The sequence below is a fragment of the Cyclobacterium sp. SOCE241 genome, assembly GCF_056867545.1.
On record NZ_CP149779.1, the window covers coordinates 853,512 to 872,857 of the forward strand.

Below are 19,346 nucleotides of genomic sequence, written 5' to 3' on the forward strand. Positions count from 1 at the left end.
CTAATGAAATGTTTATTTTTTTACCCCGAACTTGGCTAATTGGTTGATTTGAGCCTTGCTAATGGAACCATTACTTGTGAGAGTTATTTCTTTAAGGTTTTGATTTTTGGAAAGCAATTCGATAAAGTCTAATATGCCCTTTCTAACAAAGGGTTCTCCACCGGTAATTCTAATTTTCCTTACTCCAAGATCAACAAATATTCTAGTAAGATAATCTAGTTCTTCATAGCTGAGTAGGTCATCTCGTTGAACAAAATTCATACCTTCCTCCGGCATACAATAATAGCATCTGAAATTACAGCGATCTGTCACTGATAATCTCAAATAATCTAATTTTCTACCGTATTTGTCGATTAGCTTTTGTTCCATAATAATTTGATGGGATTATTTGACACCTTGAAAGGGTTAAGGGTGTGCATTTACCCATACTGTTTGGTCTGTGAAATATTCCTTTTTCCAAATTGGAACAGTCATTTTGAGTGTATCAATGAGGTACCTGCAAGACTCAAAAGCATCTTGTCGGTGGGCAGAAGAGGTCCCTATTACAACCACTGGTTCACCAATCTGTTTTTCGCCCAAAGCATGAACAATTAATACTTTTTTTAGGGGCCATTTCTCGATTGCCTTATGTGCCAATTTTTTCATTTCTGAGATGGCCATTGGTTCATAAGCTTCAAATTTCAGTTTTAGAACATTTTTTCCCAAGGCATGGTTTCTTACGCTACCAATAAATAGGTCTATGCCTCCGGCTTCAGGGTCTTGTAAGTAGGTATATACCTCTTCAAGAATAATTTTTTCCACCAATTTAACGTGTATCATATTATCCTCCACTTACAGGCGGTATTAAAGCTATTTCTTTTGCCTCCCCAATGGGATGGTCGTCCTCTGCGTATTCCAAGTCAACAGCAATACCAATACTGCTGAGATTTCCCATTCTTGGATACTTTTGCAATATCCATTTTTTCAAATCCCTAACGGTTTGTATAGAAGGATCTTTCGGCAATGCCAATTCCCTCTCGCCTACAATGTCCTTAGAAATTCCAAACAATTGAATTTTCATACCTGCAGTTTTTTCTTTATTCTAATGATAAAGCTAAACATAAGCATTCGATTAAACATAAAAATTGGGAACAATCTTCTTAAAATTGCCATATAGTCTGTAATACCCTTAGGAGAAAATTAATTGGATTATGCTTTACCTACCTTTTAGTTGTGTTAATCACATGTTGTTCAAGGATTAAAGGATTGGTCCTTACACCTTCCGTTTTTCCTGAAAAGTAAAATCAATGATCAGTTTTCTCCCTTTGTGAAATCTTTTTGGTTAATAGCCTATAAAATATATTTAAATGCATTTTTCCTTTCCTTGATTTTTATAAAAACCACTAGATCGATAGTTTAAATTAAAATATTTAGTAGAATTTTAATAAAAATATTTCTTAAATAAATATTCTTTTATTAAAATTTATTTCAACAGTATTATTGATTGTAAAAATAAATGGGAGTGAATATAAATTGTGTATTTCAGGAAAAATTCATTACTTGTATTGTTTTATTTACCAATATATCAACCCAATGGACAATAACCTATCCGTTCCTGAGCTAGTAGGCTTATTGCAGACCGGAGATCAAAAAGCCTATAATAAGTTGTACAAACTATTCGGTCCCAAAATTCTTAATACTTGCCGGAAAATGTATTTAAATCAGCAAGATTCAGAAGAGGTGGTGCAAGAAGTGTTTCTAAAAGTATGGGAAAAAAGAGCAAAACTTGACAGTACTTTGTCATTCAATGCTTATTTATTAACCCTTATGAAGACCAGAATTTTCAAACGTTCTAAAAAGCAGGCCTTGGAAATTGCTTATCAGAAATACAATATTCATTTTTTAAATAGGGCAGACAATAGCACAGAGGAGCACATTCTATTTGAAGAAATAAAGTCATTTTCAAACAAAGCAATAGCTGCCCTCCCCAAAGGACAAAAAGAAGTTATATCCCTTAGATTTTCTGAACATTTGACATCCGATGAAATTGCGGAAAAGTTACAAATCTCCAAAAGAACTGTTGAAAATCAATTGTACAAAGCCACAAAAAAGCTTAAAAAACAATTTATTTCCAATGAATTAATACCTTATGAAATGCTTTTAATATTGTTTATTTATTAATTCGACCTTAAAAAGGTTTATGATTTTATAAATTTTGTCATGTAAAATTAAATATAATGTAAAATTAATATTTGACATAAGTAAAAGTGGGTAGATAAGGATATATACCATATAAACAATTGGTTTTAGATGGATAACTTCACCAAAAAATGGCAAGATTTTCATGAAGGCAAACTTTCGAAAAAGGAAGTGATTGAATTTTTGAATTTTCTAGAAAGTGACCTTGGTAAAAGTTGCTATCAAAAGCTCTTGAAAGCAACTTGGGCAGAAGAGGAAGAAATAAAATCAGTAAAAAAAACACAGTTTTCAAAGGCTCCAAGTTCTAAGTCCCACATAGATTTACCTTCCACTAATGATAAGGATTTTTTTAATCGCTTTTATCCCTCAAAAATTGCTGCATTTAAATCAATTTTCAAATATGCTGCTTGCTTGATGGCATTATTGATGGTTTTTAAGACCATTGATTTCTGGCCCGACCGTTTGATGCAAGAAAGTAAAGTTGAGAAGGATATTGTATGGCTTAGTAAATCCAATCCGCAAGGAATTAAATCAAAGATTTTATTACCCGATAGTTCATGGGTGTACTTAAATTCAGGAAGTGAAATTAAATACCCCGAAAACTTTGCAATTAACCGACAAGTAATTTTAAAAGGAGAAGCATTTTTTGAAGTTTTTAGTGACAAAGATCATCCTTTTACAGTAGAAGCCTCCAATATTAAAACAGAAGTATTAGGTACTTCCTTTAATGTGAATTCCCTATTTCCGGAATCAGTTGAAATCGGATTGGCCACAGGGTCATTAAGAATTTTAAATGGCAGTTCTGGTGAAGAATTAATATTATCTCCGGGAGAGGCAAGCAATATACCTACAGGCAAGGAGGAAATGATAAAATACAATATAGATCCCAAGAAAATCGCGCCTTGGAAAGAAGGTGTTCTACATTTCAATGATGAAAGTTTTGAAAGAGTAGTGAAAAAATTGGAGAACTGGTACGGAGTTGAAATTACCATTGAGGGGGATATTCCCAAAGAAAAATGCAATGGAGATTTCCAAAAAAACACGTATCTGACAAATGTCTTAAAAGTATTGGGGCATGCCTTAAACTTCAATTTTGATATAAACAAGAACCAAGTAACTATAAATACCATGAATATGAATGAATAAGTAGTACTAAAATTATTTCTAACCAATACCCAAAATTCCATGAAACATGTTTTATTTAACAAGTTTAATAGCCTAAAGTATAGGATACTTATCGTTGGGTTATTAAGCATAATCACCGTGCTGCCTACATCAGCTGCAAATACCGCCAAGAGTATTGAAGATGTAAAGATTAGGATGGATTTTCTTGAAGGAAATTTGAAAGATCTTTTAGGAAATATAGAAAGTAAGACAGATTATCGTTTTTTCTACACAGATCAGGCAGTAAAAGATTCTGAAGTACTTACCCTAGATAGAAGTAAGGGAACGGTTGCAGACATACTGAAGGAACTGGCGCGGCTAAAAAACCTTCATTTCAAGCAGGTTAACAACAATATTAGTGTCAAGTATTTAGGTGAAAATCAAGATCAGAATAAGGTTGAAATTGTTCTGGAACGAGCTGATATTAATGTAAAAGGCAAGGTAACGGATAAATCCGGTGAACCTATTCCCGGCGCTGCCATATCAGTTATCGGAACCACAGTGGGCACCATAACGGATATTGATGGGAATTTTTCGTTAACTGTTCCTGAAGATGGAGAATTGATGGTGTCCTATATAGGATTCACCACCCAAAGAATCCAAATCAATTCGAGGTCTATTATTAATGTGACCCTTGAGGAGAACATCGCCGGCTTGGAAGAAGTAGTGGTAACTGCTTTAGGTATTAAGAGGGAGGCCAAAAGTTTAGGTTATGCAACCTCTACTGTAGAATCAGAGGAAATGACCATCAACAGAACCCCAAATTTCATCAATTCACTTCAAGGGAAAGTTGCAGGGGTAAATATATCTTCCATGGGATCAGGACCTCAGGGCAGTAGTAAAATTAGGATTCGAGGGGTATCTTCTTTTGGAGGAAATAATAGCCCTCTTATTGTGGTTAATGGTGTTCCAATTGATAACACCAATTTTGGTGTCAGTGGGGATGTTTCTGAGGTGGGAAGTAACAGGAGATCTGATAGTGGAGATGGATTGAGTAGTATCAACCCTGATGATATCACATCGATGTCTGTATTGAAAGGTGCTGCGGCTTCTGCATTATATGGGGCAAGGGCTAAGGATGGTGTGATAATGATTACCACTCGAAATAGGGCTTCTGGTTCAGGAATTCAAATAGAGCTTAATACCAATTATACCAATGACACGCCCCTTGATTTTACTGATTATCAATATGAATATGGGCAAGGTGAAGGTGGTTTAAGACCTACTTCAGCCCGACCGGTTTCGGGGGTATGGAGTTTTGGAGAAAAAATTGAGCCCGGAATGACTCAGATATTATTTGATGGAATAGAAGTTCCTTATACTGCTCAACCCAATAAGATTAGAGATTACTATAGAAATGGTTCAACCCTGTCTAATACAGTTACTTTATCCTCAGGAGGAGAAAATGGTGGCTTTAGCTTATCAGTAGCAAATATGGACAGTAAGGCCATCTTACCTGGCTCCAATTACAATCGAAAAACAATTAATTTGGGATTTACCCAAAACATCAACAAGCTAACTGTTTCCGGGAACATTAATTACTCCAAGGAGGATAGAATCAATCCTCCAAATATAGCAGAACAGGATTTTAGTCCTGTTGTCATCTATACCTTGGCAAGTACGATGCCCTTAGACCTTTTAGAGCAATATGCATTTGATGAAAATGGGGATGAATTTCCTTACTCAAGGTTTACAAATAGAACCAATCCCTATTTTGCCCTTTCTAGGTTCGAAAACAATATTAGAGATAGGGTTTACGGAAATATTACTGCTAGGTACGATATTACAGATTGGCTCTATGTTCAAGGTAGGTTTGGCCAAGATTTTTATTCCAGAGATTCAGAATACAATTTACCAACAGGTTCTCAAAGACAATCTTCTCCACCTCCAGGTTTTGTTAATGGTCAATATGTCCAGGACATCAGAAGATTCAGGGAGGTCAATACAGATTTCTTGTTGGGGATGAACAAATCTTTTGGGGACTTTGGCTTAATGGTTAACCTTGGAGGTAATCAAATGTACCGTAAATTAGATGTAAACACCCTATTGGGAGAAAACTTCTATACCAGAGATCTTTATACCATTGGAAATGCAAGTAAAATAACTACCAATTACAGCATTTCTGAAAGGCAAGTGAACTCCTTATATGGTAGCACAGAATTATCTTGGAAGGGTTATTTGTATCTAAATGGTACGGTAAGGAACGATTGGTTTTCTACACTCTCTCCTGCCAATAGAAGTATTGTTTACCCTTCGATCACAGGTAGTTTTGTCTTCTCTCAAGCATTTGAAAACCTGCCTAATTGGATGACTTTTGGTAAAATTAGAGTGGCTTATGCTGAAGTTGGAAGTGATACCGATGTGCAACCTTATGCCAACAATCTGTTTTACAATATCAATCAGCAGCAATTTCCCAATTCTAATGGAGTGGCTCAGCCTGTTGGTAGTGTAAGTGGTTCAGTGGTGCCCAATTCCAATTTGAGACCAATGAGGGTTAGAGAAAAAGAGATTGGTTTGGAAATGACCTTGTTTGATAATCTTCGTTTTGAAGTTTCTTATTATGATAAACTCTCTTCTGATCAAATATTGCAGGCGCAAATTTCTAATGGTTCTGGCTATGTAAATCAGCTCATCAATGTGGGAGAAAGCGAGAACAAAGGAGTGGAAATGTATGCAAATATTTCACCCATAAAAACAGCTGATTTTGAGTGGAATTTTGGAGCTAACGCTTCCTATAATCAATCCAAAGTTTTAAGTCTTGGTGATGATGTGGATGGGTCTTTTATTACCGTAGGTCTTGCAGAATTTCATGGTGAATTAAGACAGGAAGTAGGTAAACCAATGGCTCAACTTTACGGTTGGGGATACCTTAGAGATGAACAAGGAAGACAAGTTTTTGACCCTAATAGTGGGAGACCATTAAGATCAAATGAGCAATTAAACTTTGGCTCTGCAATTCCGGTGTGGGTTGGAGGTTTTACAAATAGTTTTAACTATAAAAAACTTAGTTTCTCATTCTTAATCGATTTTAAATTGGGCCATAAAATGATTTCAGGTACTCATACCAATGCATATAGGCACGGTTTAGACAAAGCCACACTTATTGGAAGAGAGCAAGGTTATGTTGTTGGGGATGGAGTAAACCCAAATGGAGAAATCAATACAGCTCAAGCCCCTGTACAGACTTATTATGAAACGATCCGTTCCGGAAGAATGTCTGAGCAGTCTGTATTCAATGCAGGTTCCTGGCAGTTGCGTCAATTGACCTTGGGTTATGACCTAAGCAGCTTGATTCCACAAAATAACTTTATCAAAGGGTTAAGATTTAACGTTGTTTCAAACAATGTTGCGGTAATAAAGAAATGGGTACCTCATATCCATCCGGACCAAAATGGCATTATCTCAGATAATATGGCAGGTTTGGAAGCTACCGGTTTGCCGGTTACCAGAAGTATTGGTTTTAATCTGAATGTGAAGTTTTAATGACTTTGCGTGAACCAATAAAATGAGTGTTATAACTAAATTTATTAGCGATGAAAAAGTCTAAAAAATCATATATATATCCCTTTATTTTACTATTCCTTTTGTTTTCCTGTGATTCAGGGTTTGATGAAATGAATACCAACCCGGTTAGGTTAACTTCAATTGATCCTACCTTTCAATTAAATCAGGCCATTATTACCAGTTCTCCGGGTTACAATAATTTGACCTATGAAGTTACGATAGTAAGGCAAATGATAACTCCTTTTCAAGGTGTTGGTACCGGAGGAAATTTAAATCAAGACAATAGAGCAGCTACCCAAGGCAATTGGTATACCTATTATGAAACCATCATTAAAAATCTGGTTGACGGATTATCAGCACTTGAAGATATGCCTGAAAGAACCAATTTGGAACATATCATGAAAATATGGAAGGCGCATGCTTTTATAGTTTTAACAGATACCTATGGTGATATCCCTTATACTGAAGCAGGCAAAGGGTATATTGATGGTGTGGTTTTTCCTAAATATGATTCTCAGGAAAGTATTTACACCTCCATTTTAAATGACTTAGAGGCAGCTGTTCAAGGGTTGAATGATTCAAATGATGATATAGGTCAAGAAGTCATGTATAGTGGCAATATTGAACAATGGAAAAGATTAGGGAATTCTTTACTGTTACGTGCCGGAATGCGTTTGTCTAAGGTAGATCCTTCCTCTGCAGCAGCATATGCAAGCAAAGCAGTGGCTGGAGGTTTGATGCAATCCAATGATGACAATGCAGTAGTAAGGCACAATGCTGATTATAGAAATGGTGTAGGTACAAACCTGAATGGGGGCAGGCGCCATTCTACTATCTTGATAAGGAGTTAGTAGATTTCTTTAAAGCCAATGAAGATCCAAGATTGACCTCCATAGGAGTGAGGTATGTAGGCGCTCTTAGTGGAAACGATCAGGTGGAAGCCAATGCCGTAAGAACTTTTGATGCTCAAATAGGTATGCCACAAGGCTATGACAATACTACCATTATCCCTGTGGTGCAGCAGGAAGGACTTGCCAGTTTATTTGATTATAGTCAGTTGGATAGAAGCCGTATGGGAAATCCAGAAGCTCCCAATTTTTTGGTTACCTACTCTCAAACATTGCTTCTTTGGGCAGAGGCGGCTTATCGTGGTTGGGCTCCCGGTGACCCGGAAGAATTGTATCATGCCGGTATAAGGGCACATATGGAGCAAATGGCATTGTGGGAAAATAGCATGGCCATTTCATCAGAAGAGATTGATAGCTATATAGCAGCTCACCCGCTAGAAGTTGGAAAAGAACTTGAACTTATCAATACCCAATATTGGGTGTCTTCCTTCTTGATAGGCCATGAAGCCTGGTCTAATTTTAGAAGATCCGGTTACCCTATCTTAACTCCTAATCCTTATCCGGGTAGTGACCTTAAAGATGAGGACTTTATTAGAAGGCTTACCTATCCTGATTCTGAGTTGACTGTTAACAAGGAGAATATTGATGTTGCCACAAGTAGAATGGGACCTGATATATTGGATACAAGGGTTTGGTGGGACGTAAAGCAATAGCATAAAATAACCTATTAATCCATGTTCAATTTACCTTGGCTATGTAATGTAGCATTTATTACATAGCCAAGGCTTTATTGCATCAGTTGAGTCTCAGCTGAATTTCGAATGGCAGGGCTGTTCTGAATCGATTGTTATTGACAATAAACCTAAAAATGAAAAATATTAAAAAGAGATTAAAATCCGGGGAAACATTGGCCGGTTGCTGGCTAAACTTAGGTAGTTCTGTAACCGCAGAAATTGTTGGTTCTTCAGGCTACGACTGGGTACTTATTGATTTAGAACATGGTTCAGGTGAACAAGCTGATCTTTTACACCAACTCCAGGCATTAGAGCATACACCAGCTTCAGCATTGGTACGCGTAGAGAGTCACCAAAAAGAAAGAATTCATCGGGTACTGGATCTTGGTGCCAATGGCGTAATGGTTCCTCAAATAAAAAAGTAGCAGAAGCCAAGTCAGCTATTGCGGGTATTCATTATCCTCCTAACGGTGTCAGGGGAGTAGCCAAAATGGTCCGGGCCACAGGATTTGGTAAAAACTTTGATTCTTATAAGAAAGGGACATTGGAAAACCTACTTGGTGTTATTCAAATTGAAACTTTGGAAGCTTTAGAGGTATTGGATGAAATTGCTGAACTTCCGGGAGTAGATGTGTTATTTATTGGTCCTTCAGACCTTACCATGGCTTTGGGAATAGATGGAGACTTGTCTCACCCTTTATTTGTTGATGCTGTGGAAAAAATTGTTGCAGCCGCAAGAAAAGCAGGTAAAGCCGTGGGTATTTTGCTTTTCGATCCCAATGATTTTCAAAAATACAATGAATTAGGGATTCAGCTTATCGCATGTGGTGCTGATGCTACCTTTGTAGCCAATGGAGCAAGGGCGATGGCTAGCCAGCTGAATTCGGCTAAAAATAGGAAAGGGTAAACAGATGTTGCAAGACCCTTTAATTATTCTAGTCATAGGGATGCTTATCGTAATTGGTGGCATCATATTCGGGAAATTAAACCCTTTTATTGCGCTAATTGTGGCTGCATTGGTGGTGGCTTGGTTGACTCCATCAGTAGCTATTGTGGACTTTGCTTTAAGCAAAGGACAATCTGAAACAGCCGCTCAGGCTTTGGCGAATACCTCTATTGGCGAACGAATCGCTGCGGCTTTTGGAAGTACCGTGGGGAAAATAGGTATTTTAATCGCTATGGCGGCCATTATTGGTAAGGCCATGTTAATGAGTGGTGCTGCAGAACGGATCGTTAGGTCTATTTTAGGGTTGACAGGTGAGAAAAATGCTCCACTGGCATTTTTGAGTGGTAGTTTTTTCTTGGGAATACCTGTTTTCTTTGATACGGTATTTTACCTTATGATACCTCTGGCCAAAGCCATGGCCATGCGATTGAAGCAGAGTTATTTACTCCTCGTATTGTGCATCACTGCTGGAGCAGCTATGGCCAATTCATTGGTTCCTCCGACACCCGGACCTCTATTTCTAATTGCCGAAATGGATATTCCCATAGGCATGATGATGGTAGGGGGTTTTTTAGTAGGCTCTGTGACTATTATTGTAGGCTATTTCTTTGCGGTGTGGGTCAATAAAAGAAACCCAATTCCATTACGAGAATCCCTTGATGCTCCATTGAGTGAAATTGAAGCACTGGCCAATAAAGATGCTGCCCAACTGCCATCATTAGGAATCTCTTTATCTCCTATACTGGTGCCTTTAGTGTTGATTACAGGAAGTGCTACAGTTCATACTTTTATGGATATAGACAGTACAATGAATAGCAATAAATTGCTCCTTTTGCTTCAGTTTTTCGGAGAAAAAAATATGGCCTTGATCATGGGGGCTTTGGCGGCATTATTGACGCTCTTTATTCAGAAAAAGAAAACAAATGATGGTATCAAGGGGGCTGTTCAGTCTGCTCTAACCAGTGGTGGAGTAATTATATTGATAACCGCAGCAGGAGGTGCTTTTGGCGCCATGTTGCAACAAACTGGGATAAGTTTAAGAATTGCAGAGCTTACATCCGGCTATCAGATGGCACTAATACCCTTGGCTTTCTTTATTACAGCATTGGTGAGAACTGCCCAAGGCTCAGCTACTGTGGCAATGATCACTGCATCCGGGATTTTATCAGGCATGTCAACCACCGGTTTGGATTTTCATCATCTATACTTGGGTTTGGCCATAGCATGTGGATCCAAATTGGTTCCATGGATGAATGATAGCGGATTTTGGATTGTATGTAAAATGAGTAATCTAACTGAGAAAGAAGCCTTAAGGACTTTTTCTCCTTTGCTTACCATTATGGGAATTGTTGGATTAATAACCATTATGATAGCCGCGAAAATATTTCCTTTAGTTTAAAATAGTTAACCCAAAGTAATATGAAAGATATATTAAAAATTTTACAGAGGAGGAGGTTTATGAAGCTGTTTGCTTCAGGTACCGCCGGTGCACTTACTACGGCAAGTGTAGCATTAGGGGCCGACAGGTCTACATTGAAACCTACCAACCAAAAGGCTAAAAAGGTTTTAATGAAAGTAGGTTGCCAGTCCGGCGGAACCTCAGAAGAAAATCTGGCTTTTAAAGCCAGACATGGTGTTTATAACATGGACGGAGGCATGCCAAAATTTATTCCGGGAAAAGGCTGGGACTTAGAGGATAGCTTGAGAAAGAGGGATGCTTGTGAGAAATATGGTATCAGCCTTGATGCTTATCATCTTCCCCTTACATCTGCTGGAATTGACCGTGTGGTTGTTCCTAACATCATGCTAGGTAAAGCCCCAGAGAGAGATAAAGAAATTGAGATGATTCAGCAAATGATTCAAGTTTCAGCCAAAACCGGGGTGAAATTATTGAATTATAATACCACCATTTTGCCTGTATTAAGAACCGGAAGAACGATTGATCCCAATAGAGGAAATGCTTCTTACAGTACCTGGAATTATGAAGAAGCTCTAAAAAGGGAGCAACCATTGACCGTAGCGGGGAATGTGGATGCTGATGAAATTTTTGAACGGATAAAATACATGCTGGATAGAATAATTCCTGTGGCAGAGGAATACAAGGTGCAGTTAGGTAACCATATTGCCGATCCCCCGGTACCTGATCAATATAAGGGAATAATGCGATGGAATAGTCCTGAAGTTTTTGAGGGAATGAAGAGGTTTGCTAAATTGTCGGACAGTCCCTATCATGGATTTAATTTTTGCATTGGGTCTATTGCAGAGGGACTCGAGATCCTAAAAATGATATTTTCCCCATAATCGAATATTTTGGCAAGCAAAAGCAAATATTTAATGTACACCTTAGAAATATTAAAGGCAATTATAACAATTTCCAAGAAGTATTTCCGGACAATGGAGAGATGAATTTTTTCCATGTTATGCGTGCATTGCGAGAAGTGGAATTTGATGGGATGGTAATGCCCGATCATGTCCCGAAACACGAAGCAGAGGGGTCGAGTGCTCAAGCTTTTGCCTTCGCTTATGGACATATTATAGGTATTCTTCAGGCTTTAAAGGACGAAGCTGACAATGGTTGATTTACAGATGACTATCAATAAAAATTAATAAGTGACCAATAAAAATAAAAACGCAACTATTATGAAAAAAGTAGGATTTATAGGATTAGGAATTATGGGGAAGCCCATGGCCATCAACTTAATTGATGCAGGATATGATTTAATTGTATTAGACAGCAACAAAGCAGCGGATGATTTAACTCAAAAAGGGGCAAAGGCCTATTCCAGTTGCAAAGAAGTGGCTGAAAATTCAGAGATTATTATCACCATGCTTCCTGATTCTCCTGAAGTAAATGAAGTTGTTTTTGGAGAAGGAGGGGTATTGGAAGGTATCCAATCAGGTGCTGTTTTTATAGATATGTCTACCATTGCCCCATCCACGGCTAGAGAAGTTGCGGAGGCCATGCTAAAAAAAGGAGTGGATGCTTTAGATGCTCCTGTTTCAGGTGGGCAAGTTGGTGCAGAACAAGGGAATCTATCAATAATGGTAGGAGGAAAGCAGGCCGCTTTTGATACTGCCAAGCCTTTATTTGAGGTAATGGGAAAAAGTGCAGTGTTGATTGGTGATGCCGGAGCAGGACAAATGACCAAAGCTTGCAATCAAATGATTGTGGGGATGACTATTCAGGCGGTGGCTGAATCTTTTACTTTGGCCAAAAAAGCTGGGGTTGATCTGGAAAAGATGAGAGAAGCATTGTTAGGAGGCTTTGCTCAGAGTCGAATTCTGGACTTACATGGCCAAAGAATAATTGATCGAAATTTTGAGCCTGGTTTTAAGATCAAATTGCATCGAAAAGACATGAACATCGCTTTAATGGCCGGCAAAGAATTTAAAGTGCCTTTGTATGGCTCAGCTCTTGTTGCTAGCCATATGGATGCTGTTTTGGCAGCGGGAATGGATGAAAAAGACCACAGCGCTTTGGCTCTGCTAATGGAAAAATTATCCAATGTAGACTAAATCCTAAAGCCCAAATTATGAACAATATTCTTTCAGGTAGGGGGCCGATTATTAAAGAAATGATTATTACCCCTATTGCTATTAAAGATCCCCCATTACTCAACGCTGCAGGATTACATGCTCCTTATGCTTTGCGAACAATTGTTGAGTTGGTTACTGAGGATGGAATTGTTGGAATAAGTGAAATTCCCGGAAATGATGCCATCAATGATTCCCTAGCAGAAGCAGCTCAATTAATTATCGGAAAAGATGTATACCAACTTAACCAATTGCAAGCCTCAATAAATGCTTATTTCGGTACAGATACGAGTAAGGATCGGGGAGATGCACCTTGGGATCAAAGAAAGCTAGTACATGTTTTTTCGGCCTTGGAAGTGGCCTGTCTAGATATTATTGGAAAGGTAGTAAACCGCCCAATTGTAGACCTTTTGGGTGGCAAAATGCGTGATGCAGTTCCATTTGCGGCTTACCTATTTTATAAATATGAGGGTGCCGGAGGTTCACTTGGTTTTGGTACCGATAACAAGGCCACCGGTTGGGATGCTGCCAGGCAGAAAGCAGCCATAAACCCTGAGGGAATCGTTGCCCAAGCCCATGCCATGTGTAAACACTATGGGTTCCAATCTATTAAATTAAAAGGTGGGGCCTTTCCTCCGGACCAGGAAGTAGCTGCCATGTTTGCTTTGCATGAAGCATTCGGCGATAAAATGCCATTGAGGTTTGATCCCAATGCCATATGGAAACCGGAAACTGCCTTGAAGTATGGTAAAAAAATGGAACCTATTCTAGAATATTTAGAAGATCCTGTACGTAGCCAAGAAGAAATGGCCAAGTTAAGGAATGCCATTGAAACCCCTCTTGCTACGAATATGTGTACAACTTCATTTGATGAAATTCCTGCAAGTATTCGCTTGGGAGCTGAAGATATCATATTGAGTGATCATCATTTTTGGGGAGGCTTAAAAGCTTCTATGGAATTGGCCAAGCTTTGCACCACTTTTGGCAGGAAGCTTTCCATGCATTCCAATAGTCACTTGGGGATATCCTTGGCTGCCATGGTGCATTTAGGTGCAGCACTTCCGGAAGTCCCCTATGCCTTAGATACCCATTATCCATGGCAATCTGAAGAAGTTATTGTAGGAGGGAGTATTCCCTTTGTCAACGGCTCAGTTGAAGTGCCTACAGGAGCCGGACTTGGGGTGGAACTTGATCGACAAGCTTTAGAAAAGCTTCACCAACAGTACCTTCGATCAGGGCTGTCCAAAAGGGACGATCAAATTGAAATGCAAAAGGTTCATCCGGATTGGACTTTTCAAAAAGTCCGTTGGTAAGTTATCATTGAAAAACCCATCTCACCAAAGAGATGGGTTAATATTATTGTTTTACTTTAAACCCGGTGTACATGAGAAAGTGCAGGACAATAGCCCTAGTATTTTTAATTTCTTTTCTAATCAATTTGCCTGGATTTGGGCAGCAAATTAGTAAAGAAGAGTTGTTATTTCTTACACCAAATTGGACTGGAGAAAGATTTGAAGATGGTCGCCCAAAAGTTGCCGATGAAATTTTAGATAGAATGAAGGAGGTAACACATGAAGAAGCATGGGCAGTCTTAAAGAATGAAGGGTATAAATACCAATATGCAGAAAACTGGGAAACCATTCATTCAGATAGGGTTTTGGTTGGAAGGGCTTTGACAGCCACCTTTATGCCCGGGAGACCTGATATTCACGATGCCATTGATAAAAGAGGAAAGGCTGAAGGGAAAAGAGGCCAAAATAGTTGGCCTGTAGATCTATTAATGCCCCGAGATGTTTACGTGGCAAACCAATTTGGGCTTCATATAGGTGGCCCAACAATAGGAGACAATGTTGGCAATGCCATTTATGCCAAATCCGGTAATGGAATTGTATATGATGGGGCTGTAAGAGATATCAATGGTTTAAAAGCCATTGATGGTTTTGTTTCATTCTTTTCCAGTTATCACCCTTCACATCACAATCAAGCCGGAGACTTGAATACCATGTTAATTGGAATTAATCAACCTACCCAAATTAGACAGGTAACTGTAATGGCGGGCGACGTAGTTTTAGGTAGGGATGGGGCAGTTACTTTTATACCACCTCATTTGGCAGAAAAGGTAGTGATTACTTCAGAAGTGGTTCGGCTGAGGGATATGTTTGGGCACAGTAGGCTTAGGGAAGGAGTCTATACTGCAGGACAAATTGATACCCGATGGTCTCCTGAAATTGAAAAAGATTTTTCACAATGGCTCAATAATCATAAAAATGATTTGCCCATACCCAAAGAACAAATCGAAGAAATATTGAGGGAAAGAACCTGGTAATTCTAAAAGTTTAAATATCTAATTCATTGAAAAATAGTTTGATATATTATTTCATGTAATAAAAATTGAACGGAATTTAATGAAATTGACCTTATTTCAATAGATTGATTTAACCCAAATAACCTATCATGAACAATAATCTAAAAAGAAGATCATTTTTGTCTAAAGCTGCCTTGACAGGAGTGACAGGAGCAGCATTTTTATCCGGTTACGGATCCTCTCTTTCTGCCGCAGTAGAAAAAATGCCCTCTTATTCCAATCCTTCAGATTTAAAAATTACAGATGTGAAATGTGGCTATGTAAGGGGAGCTTTATATGTAAAGATTTATACCAACCAAGATATTTTTGGCTGTGGTGAGGCCGTTGATGCCATCCATGGCACCTATCACTTGGTAAAAAGACTCGGTAGGCAAATCAAAGGAGAAAGTCCACTAAACCCCAACCGGCTTGCTGAGCAGTTAAGAAAGGGGGCATTTTTCGGGGGTGCGCAATCGGGAGTATTTGTTGCAGTTCTAACGGCCATAGAAACTGCTCATTGGGACATTACAGGGAAGGTATTTGGTGTTCCGGTTTACCAATTATTAGGAGGTAAGTTCCGAGATAAAATCCGGGTGTACTGCGATACAGCATTGTACACATCCAGAAACCCGAGCCCTCAAGATTATGCGCAAGCTGCTAGGGGAGCGGTGGATAGAGGTTATACAGCGGTTAAGTTTGACGTAGATGATGGGGGAGATCCCAATAAGTATGATCGATTCAATTGGACAGCTAGTCCGGCAGAAATTGACCGGATGTATGCTGCTATAGCTGCTGTAAGAGCAGAAGTTGGAAAAGACGTAGATATCTGTGTAGATATGCATGGTCGGTATGATTATATCACAGGGGTAAAAATGGCTCGCATGTATGAAGACTTAGACCTAATGTGGCTTGAAGAACCCATTCCTGCTGATAACCCAAAACTCTACCAAAAGCTTACCCAACAAACAAGTACTCCAATTTGTACAGGAGAAAATGTTTATTTGGCCTATGGCTTTGTCAATCTTTTAAGTGAGGGTGGGGCTGACATTATCATGCCAGACATTCAGAAAGCCGGAGGGCTTGGTGAGGCACAAAGGATAGCCAATCTTTCCAATTTGTATTATGTTCCTTTTAGTCCACATATGGTTGCTTCATTTTTAGGAGCCATGGCTTCCTGTCATGTTTGTGCTTCTGTGCCGAATTTTCAAATCATGGAATGGCAAATTTATATGGACACAGATCAGATGTGGCAAGACATCGTGACTTATGATGGAGAAAGAACGGTAGACGGTTTTATAAACCTATCAGAAAAACCCGGGATAGGGGTGGAAATTAATGAAGAAGGTATGAAAAAATACGCAGTGAAGGATATTCCTTTTTTTGAATAATTAAATATTAAATACCATGACAATGAAACCTAAAAACAACCCAAAATTCAAACATCTTTTTGACCTCCCGGAAAAAGTAGGAAAGGATGTTAAAAAGCCTCAGCCTAACAACTTTGTGAAGGAAAATATTCCTGAACGAAGATCATTTCTTCAAAAGGCGGCCCTGGGAGGGCTGGGGTTAGGCGCATTTATGTCAATGCCTATTGAAGATACTTTAGCTCATTCAATGCAGCATGTCAATAGGAATTCTAATCCATCAGACTTAAGGATTACAGATTTAAGGATTGCAGAAGTGGCCAATGCACCAATGAGATGTCCTATCATCAGAATCGATACCAATCAGGGGATTTATGGTTTGGGCGAAGTTAGAGATGGGGCGAGTGCGAGATATGCTCTTGTTTTGAAAAGTAGAATTCTTGGAGAGAATCCATGCCAAGTAGAACGATTATTTAAAAAAATTAAACTTTTTGGAAACCATGCCAGACAAGCCGGAGGTGTTTGTGGCATAGAAATGGCCTTATGGGATTTGGCAGGTAAAGCTTATAATGTACCTATCTATCAAATGTTGGGTGGAAAATACCGAGATTCTATTCGGCTATATTCCGACACTACTAAGTCCAATGATCCTGAAGTATTTGCAGATAGGTTGAAAGCCCGCAAAGACAAAGGCTATACCTTTCTTAAAATGGATTTTGGTGTGGAGATGGTAAAAGACAATGAGGGATCTGTTGTCAATACCAGGGCCTTTGAAAAAGGCAAATCTTGGGATTCAGAATATGGAAGCTATGGTAGAACCGGACACCCTTTTACAGGAGTTCAAATAACAGATAAAGGGATTGCTGAAATGGTCGAATATGTTGCGGCAGTTAGAAATAAGGTTGGCTATGATATCCCCTTAGCAGCAGATCATTTTGGTCATTTTGATTATAAGGAATGTATCAGGTTGGGAGAGGCATTGGAACCATATCGTTTGGCTTGGCTTGAAGACATGGTACCTTGGTTTTATACTGAAAAATGGAAACAGATAACGGATGCCATTAAAACGCCAACTTTGACAGGGGAAGATATTTTTCTTAAAGAAGAGTTTATTAAGTTGATTGATGCACGAGCCATAGATATGATCCAACCTGATTTGGCCTCTTCCGGAGGAATTTTGGAAACCAAAAAAATTGGAGATTATGCAGAAGAAAAAGGTATTCCGATGGCCATGCATTTTGCCGGAACTCCCGTTTCCTTTATGGCCAATATTCATTGTGCTGCAGCCACTGAAAACTTCATTTCTCTGGAACACCATTCTGTAGATATTCCATGGTGGGAGGATCTGGTGAAAGATATACCCAAACCACTCGTCACAAATGGCTTTGCTAAAGTGCCGGAAGGTCCCGGTTTGGGAATTGATTTAAATGAGGATGTGATAAAAGAGCACTTACAGGATGGTACTGAGTACTTTGCACCTACAGAAGAATGGAATACTGATCGTTCAAATGACAGGTGGTGGAGTTAATAAAATCCTATACTAAATTGATGGTAATTAATTTAGATGAAAGGGAGGTTGTTTTATTACATACTTTTAAGGAAATTCACGTTTAATTAGTAAAAAAATAGAAAATGATGAAGAAGATTTTGCTTGTATGCTTGGTATGCTTGTCTGCATTTAATTTGGAAAGTTTTTCCCAGCAGATTTCACCTAGTCCGGAACAAATAATCGCACTTACTGCTGAGTGGAAAGGGGAAAGGTTCCCTGATGGTAGACCTAAAGTTTCTGATGAGCACTTGGAGCGGTTAAAGGCCATTTCTGTGGAAGAAGCCTGGGGTATATTGAGAAACAAAGGCTATAACAATCAGTTTGAAAATGACTGGGTTATTTTAGACGATAATGAAGTGATGACGGGTAGGGCTGTTACTGCCCAATATATGCCGTTTAGAGAAGATGTTGACAATCTAGTAAAAAAGATTGGAAAAGAGGAAGGTCGTGCACAGTCCGGAGGAACCAATTCCTGGCCAATCGATGGTTTGGTAGAAGGTGATGTATATATCGCGGATAGTTACGGTAAGATTGCCAATGGTACTTTGATCGGTGATAATCTTGGTACTGCCATTTACTCTAACTCCAAAAGAGGTGTTATTTTCAATGGTTCTGTAAGAGATATGGATGGATTATCTAAAATAGAAGGATTTAATCTTTGGATCAAAGGTCATGATCCTTCTTATATTCAAGATATGATGCTTACTACTATAAATTATCCGATAAGGATTGGTAGGGCCACCGTATTACCTGGAGATGCTGTGTTGGCTAATAAATGGGGTGTGGTTTTTATCCCTGCTCATTTGGTGCCTGAGTTGGTAATCAATGCCGAATTTACCGCTCTTAGAGATCAATTTGGTCACATGCGATTGAAGGAAAAGAAATATACTGCAGGTGAAATTGATAGTAGATGGAGTGAAGCAATTAAAGCTGATTTCATGGATTGGTTAAATAAGAAAAAGACCTTCCAATGAGCAAAGCAGAGTTAGATGCTTACTTAGAAGATAGAAACTGGTAATTTAAAAAACCTCCTTTATTAACTTAAAGGAGGTTTTTTTAACACTCTTAAATGTTAGTCTACAATCTGAATTTAATTTTATAATATGCAAAACCACCTTTTTTATGAATTTTTCATCTTGTTTACCTTTAGTTTTAATATAATGATTAACTAAAGTTTTAAA

General features: G+C 38.6%; 16 protein-coding genes and 2 pseudogenes. 15 read left to right on the forward strand and 3 right to left on the reverse strand.

Features of this window, described 5'->3' with window-relative positions; translation table 11 throughout:
- Positions 1-12: 12 nt before the first annotated feature.
- Genes WG932_RS04115 through WG932_RS04125 form a run of 3 tightly spaced genes read right to left on the reverse strand, consistent with a single transcriptional unit; the run spans position 13 to position 1,060 of the window.
- Positions 13-369 (reverse strand): radical SAM protein, encoded by a 357-nt coding sequence (locus WG932_RS04115; RefSeq protein WP_483087058.1) that lies wholly within the window; start codon positions 367-369, stop codon positions 13-15.
- Positions 370-405: 36 nt separating this feature from the next.
- Positions 406-801 (reverse strand): molybdenum cofactor biosynthesis protein MoaE, encoded by a 396-nt coding sequence (locus tag WG932_RS04120; protein WP_483087059.1) that lies wholly within the window; start codon positions 799-801, stop codon positions 406-408.
- 19 nt (positions 802-820) lie between these two features.
- The gene (locus WG932_RS04125) at positions 821-1,060 is read right to left on the reverse strand and encodes a MoaD/ThiS family protein (RefSeq protein WP_242067692.1); all 240 of its coding nucleotides are present in this window, start codon (positions 1,058-1,060) and stop codon (positions 821-823) included.
- A 512-nt stretch (positions 1,061-1,572) separates the two neighbouring features.
- Here WG932_RS04125 and WG932_RS04130 point away from each other — a divergent pair.
- The 15 genes and pseudogenes from WG932_RS04130 (at position 1,573) to WG932_RS04200 (ending at position 19,183) form a co-directional block, all read left to right on the forward strand.
- Positions 1,573-2,160, forward strand: coding sequence for an RNA polymerase sigma factor (locus WG932_RS04130; RefSeq protein ID WP_483087060.1), 588 nt, complete (start codon positions 1,573-1,575; stop codon positions 2,158-2,160).
- 129 nt (positions 2,161-2,289) lie between these two features.
- Positions 2,290-3,324, forward strand: a complete 1,035-nt coding sequence (locus tag WG932_RS04135; protein WP_483087061.1) for a FecR family protein — start codon at positions 2,290-2,292, stop codon at positions 3,322-3,324.
- A gap of 39 nt (positions 3,325-3,363) precedes the next feature.
- The gene (locus WG932_RS04140) at positions 3,364-6,825 is read left to right on the forward strand and encodes a SusC/RagA family TonB-linked outer membrane protein (RefSeq protein WP_483087062.1); all 3,462 of its coding nucleotides are present in this window, start codon (positions 3,364-3,366) and stop codon (positions 6,823-6,825) included.
- Between the two features lie 50 nt (positions 6,826-6,875).
- Positions 6,876-7,697, forward strand: coding sequence for a SusD/RagB family nutrient-binding outer membrane lipoprotein (locus WG932_RS04145; RefSeq protein WP_483087063.1), 822 nt, complete (start codon positions 6,876-6,878; stop codon positions 7,695-7,697).
- Between the two features lie 32 nt (positions 7,698-7,729).
- Complete coding sequence (locus tag WG932_RS04150; RefSeq protein WP_483087064.1) at positions 7,730-8,407, forward strand: SusD/RagB family nutrient-binding outer membrane lipoprotein; 678 nt, start codon at positions 7,730-7,732, stop codon at positions 8,405-8,407.
- 155 nt (positions 8,408-8,562) lie between these two features.
- Positions 8,563-8,853: an aldolase/citrate lyase family protein gene (locus WG932_RS04155; protein WP_483087065.1), complete on the forward strand. Its 291-nt coding sequence runs from the start codon at positions 8,563-8,565 to the stop codon at positions 8,851-8,853.
- A gap of 26 nt (positions 8,854-8,879) precedes the next feature.
- The gene (locus WG932_RS04160) at positions 8,880-9,335 is read left to right on the forward strand and encodes an HpcH/HpaI aldolase family protein (RefSeq protein WP_483088574.1); all 456 of its coding nucleotides are present in this window, start codon (positions 8,880-8,882) and stop codon (positions 9,333-9,335) included.
- 4 nt (positions 9,336-9,339) lie between these two features.
- Positions 9,340-10,773: a GntP family permease gene (locus WG932_RS04165; protein WP_014022118.1), complete on the forward strand. Its 1,434-nt coding sequence runs from the start codon at positions 9,340-9,342 to the stop codon at positions 10,771-10,773.
- A gap of 20 nt (positions 10,774-10,793) precedes the next feature.
- Positions 10,794-11,953 (forward strand): annotated as a pseudogene (locus tag WG932_RS04170) (mannonate dehydratase).
- A 61-nt stretch (positions 11,954-12,014) separates the two neighbouring features.
- Positions 12,015-12,890, forward strand: coding sequence for a 2-hydroxy-3-oxopropionate reductase (locus WG932_RS04175; RefSeq protein ID WP_483087066.1), 876 nt, complete (start codon positions 12,015-12,017; stop codon positions 12,888-12,890).
- A 17-nt stretch (positions 12,891-12,907) separates the two neighbouring features.
- Complete coding sequence (locus WG932_RS04180; RefSeq protein ID WP_483087067.1) at positions 12,908-14,221, forward strand: enolase C-terminal domain-like protein; 1,314 nt, start codon at positions 12,908-12,910, stop codon at positions 14,219-14,221.
- Positions 14,222-14,292: 71 nt separating this feature from the next.
- Positions 14,293-15,234 (forward strand): RraA family protein, encoded by a 942-nt coding sequence (locus tag WG932_RS04185; RefSeq protein ID WP_014022122.1) that lies wholly within the window; start codon positions 14,293-14,295, stop codon positions 15,232-15,234.
- Positions 15,235-15,362: 128 nt separating this feature from the next.
- Complete coding sequence (locus tag WG932_RS04190; protein ID WP_483087068.1) at positions 15,363-16,640, forward strand: mandelate racemase/muconate lactonizing enzyme family protein; 1,278 nt, start codon at positions 15,363-15,365, stop codon at positions 16,638-16,640.
- Between the two features lie 16 nt (positions 16,641-16,656).
- Positions 16,657-18,144, forward strand: a complete 1,488-nt coding sequence (locus WG932_RS04195; protein ID WP_483087069.1) for a mandelate racemase/muconate lactonizing enzyme family protein — start codon at positions 16,657-16,659, stop codon at positions 18,142-18,144.
- A 104-nt stretch (positions 18,145-18,248) separates the two neighbouring features.
- A pseudogene (locus tag WG932_RS04200) lies at positions 18,249-19,183 on the forward strand (RraA family protein).
- Positions 19,184-19,346: the final 163 nt, after the last annotated feature.

Excerpts from the sequence above, each read along its gene's own strand:
- WG932_RS04115 (WP_483087058.1), bottom strand. The coding sequence starts at position 369 with ATGGAACAAAAGCTAATCGACAAATACGGTAGAAAATTAGATTATTTG.
- WG932_RS04125 (WP_242067692.1), bottom strand. The coding sequence starts at position 1,060 with ATGAAAATTCAATTGTTTGGAATTTCTAAGGACATTGTAGGCGAGAGG.
- WG932_RS04130 (WP_483087060.1), top strand. The coding sequence starts at position 1,573 with ATGGACAATAACCTATCCGTTCCTGAGCTAGTAGGCTTATTGCAGACC.
- WG932_RS04135 (WP_483087061.1), top strand. The coding sequence starts at position 2,290 with ATGGATAACTTCACCAAAAAATGGCAAGATTTTCATGAAGGCAAACTT.
- WG932_RS04140 (WP_483087062.1), top strand. The coding sequence starts at position 3,364 with ATGAAACATGTTTTATTTAACAAGTTTAATAGCCTAAAGTATAGGATA.
- WG932_RS04145 (WP_483087063.1), top strand. The coding sequence starts at position 6,876 with ATGAAAAAGTCTAAAAAATCATATATATATCCCTTTATTTTACTATTC.
- WG932_RS04155 (WP_483087065.1), top strand. The coding sequence starts at position 8,563 with ATGAAAAATATTAAAAAGAGATTAAAATCCGGGGAAACATTGGCCGGT.
- WG932_RS04165 (WP_014022118.1), top strand. The coding sequence starts at position 9,340 with ATGTTGCAAGACCCTTTAATTATTCTAGTCATAGGGATGCTTATCGTA.
- WG932_RS04175 (WP_483087066.1), top strand. The coding sequence starts at position 12,015 with ATGAAAAAAGTAGGATTTATAGGATTAGGAATTATGGGGAAGCCCATG.
- WG932_RS04180 (WP_483087067.1), top strand. The coding sequence starts at position 12,908 with ATGAACAATATTCTTTCAGGTAGGGGGCCGATTATTAAAGAAATGATT.
- WG932_RS04185 (WP_014022122.1), top strand. The coding sequence starts at position 14,293 with ATGAGAAAGTGCAGGACAATAGCCCTAGTATTTTTAATTTCTTTTCTA.
- WG932_RS04190 (WP_483087068.1), top strand. The coding sequence starts at position 15,363 with ATGAACAATAATCTAAAAAGAAGATCATTTTTGTCTAAAGCTGCCTTG.
- WG932_RS04195 (WP_483087069.1), top strand. The coding sequence starts at position 16,657 with ATGACAATGAAACCTAAAAACAACCCAAAATTCAAACATCTTTTTGAC.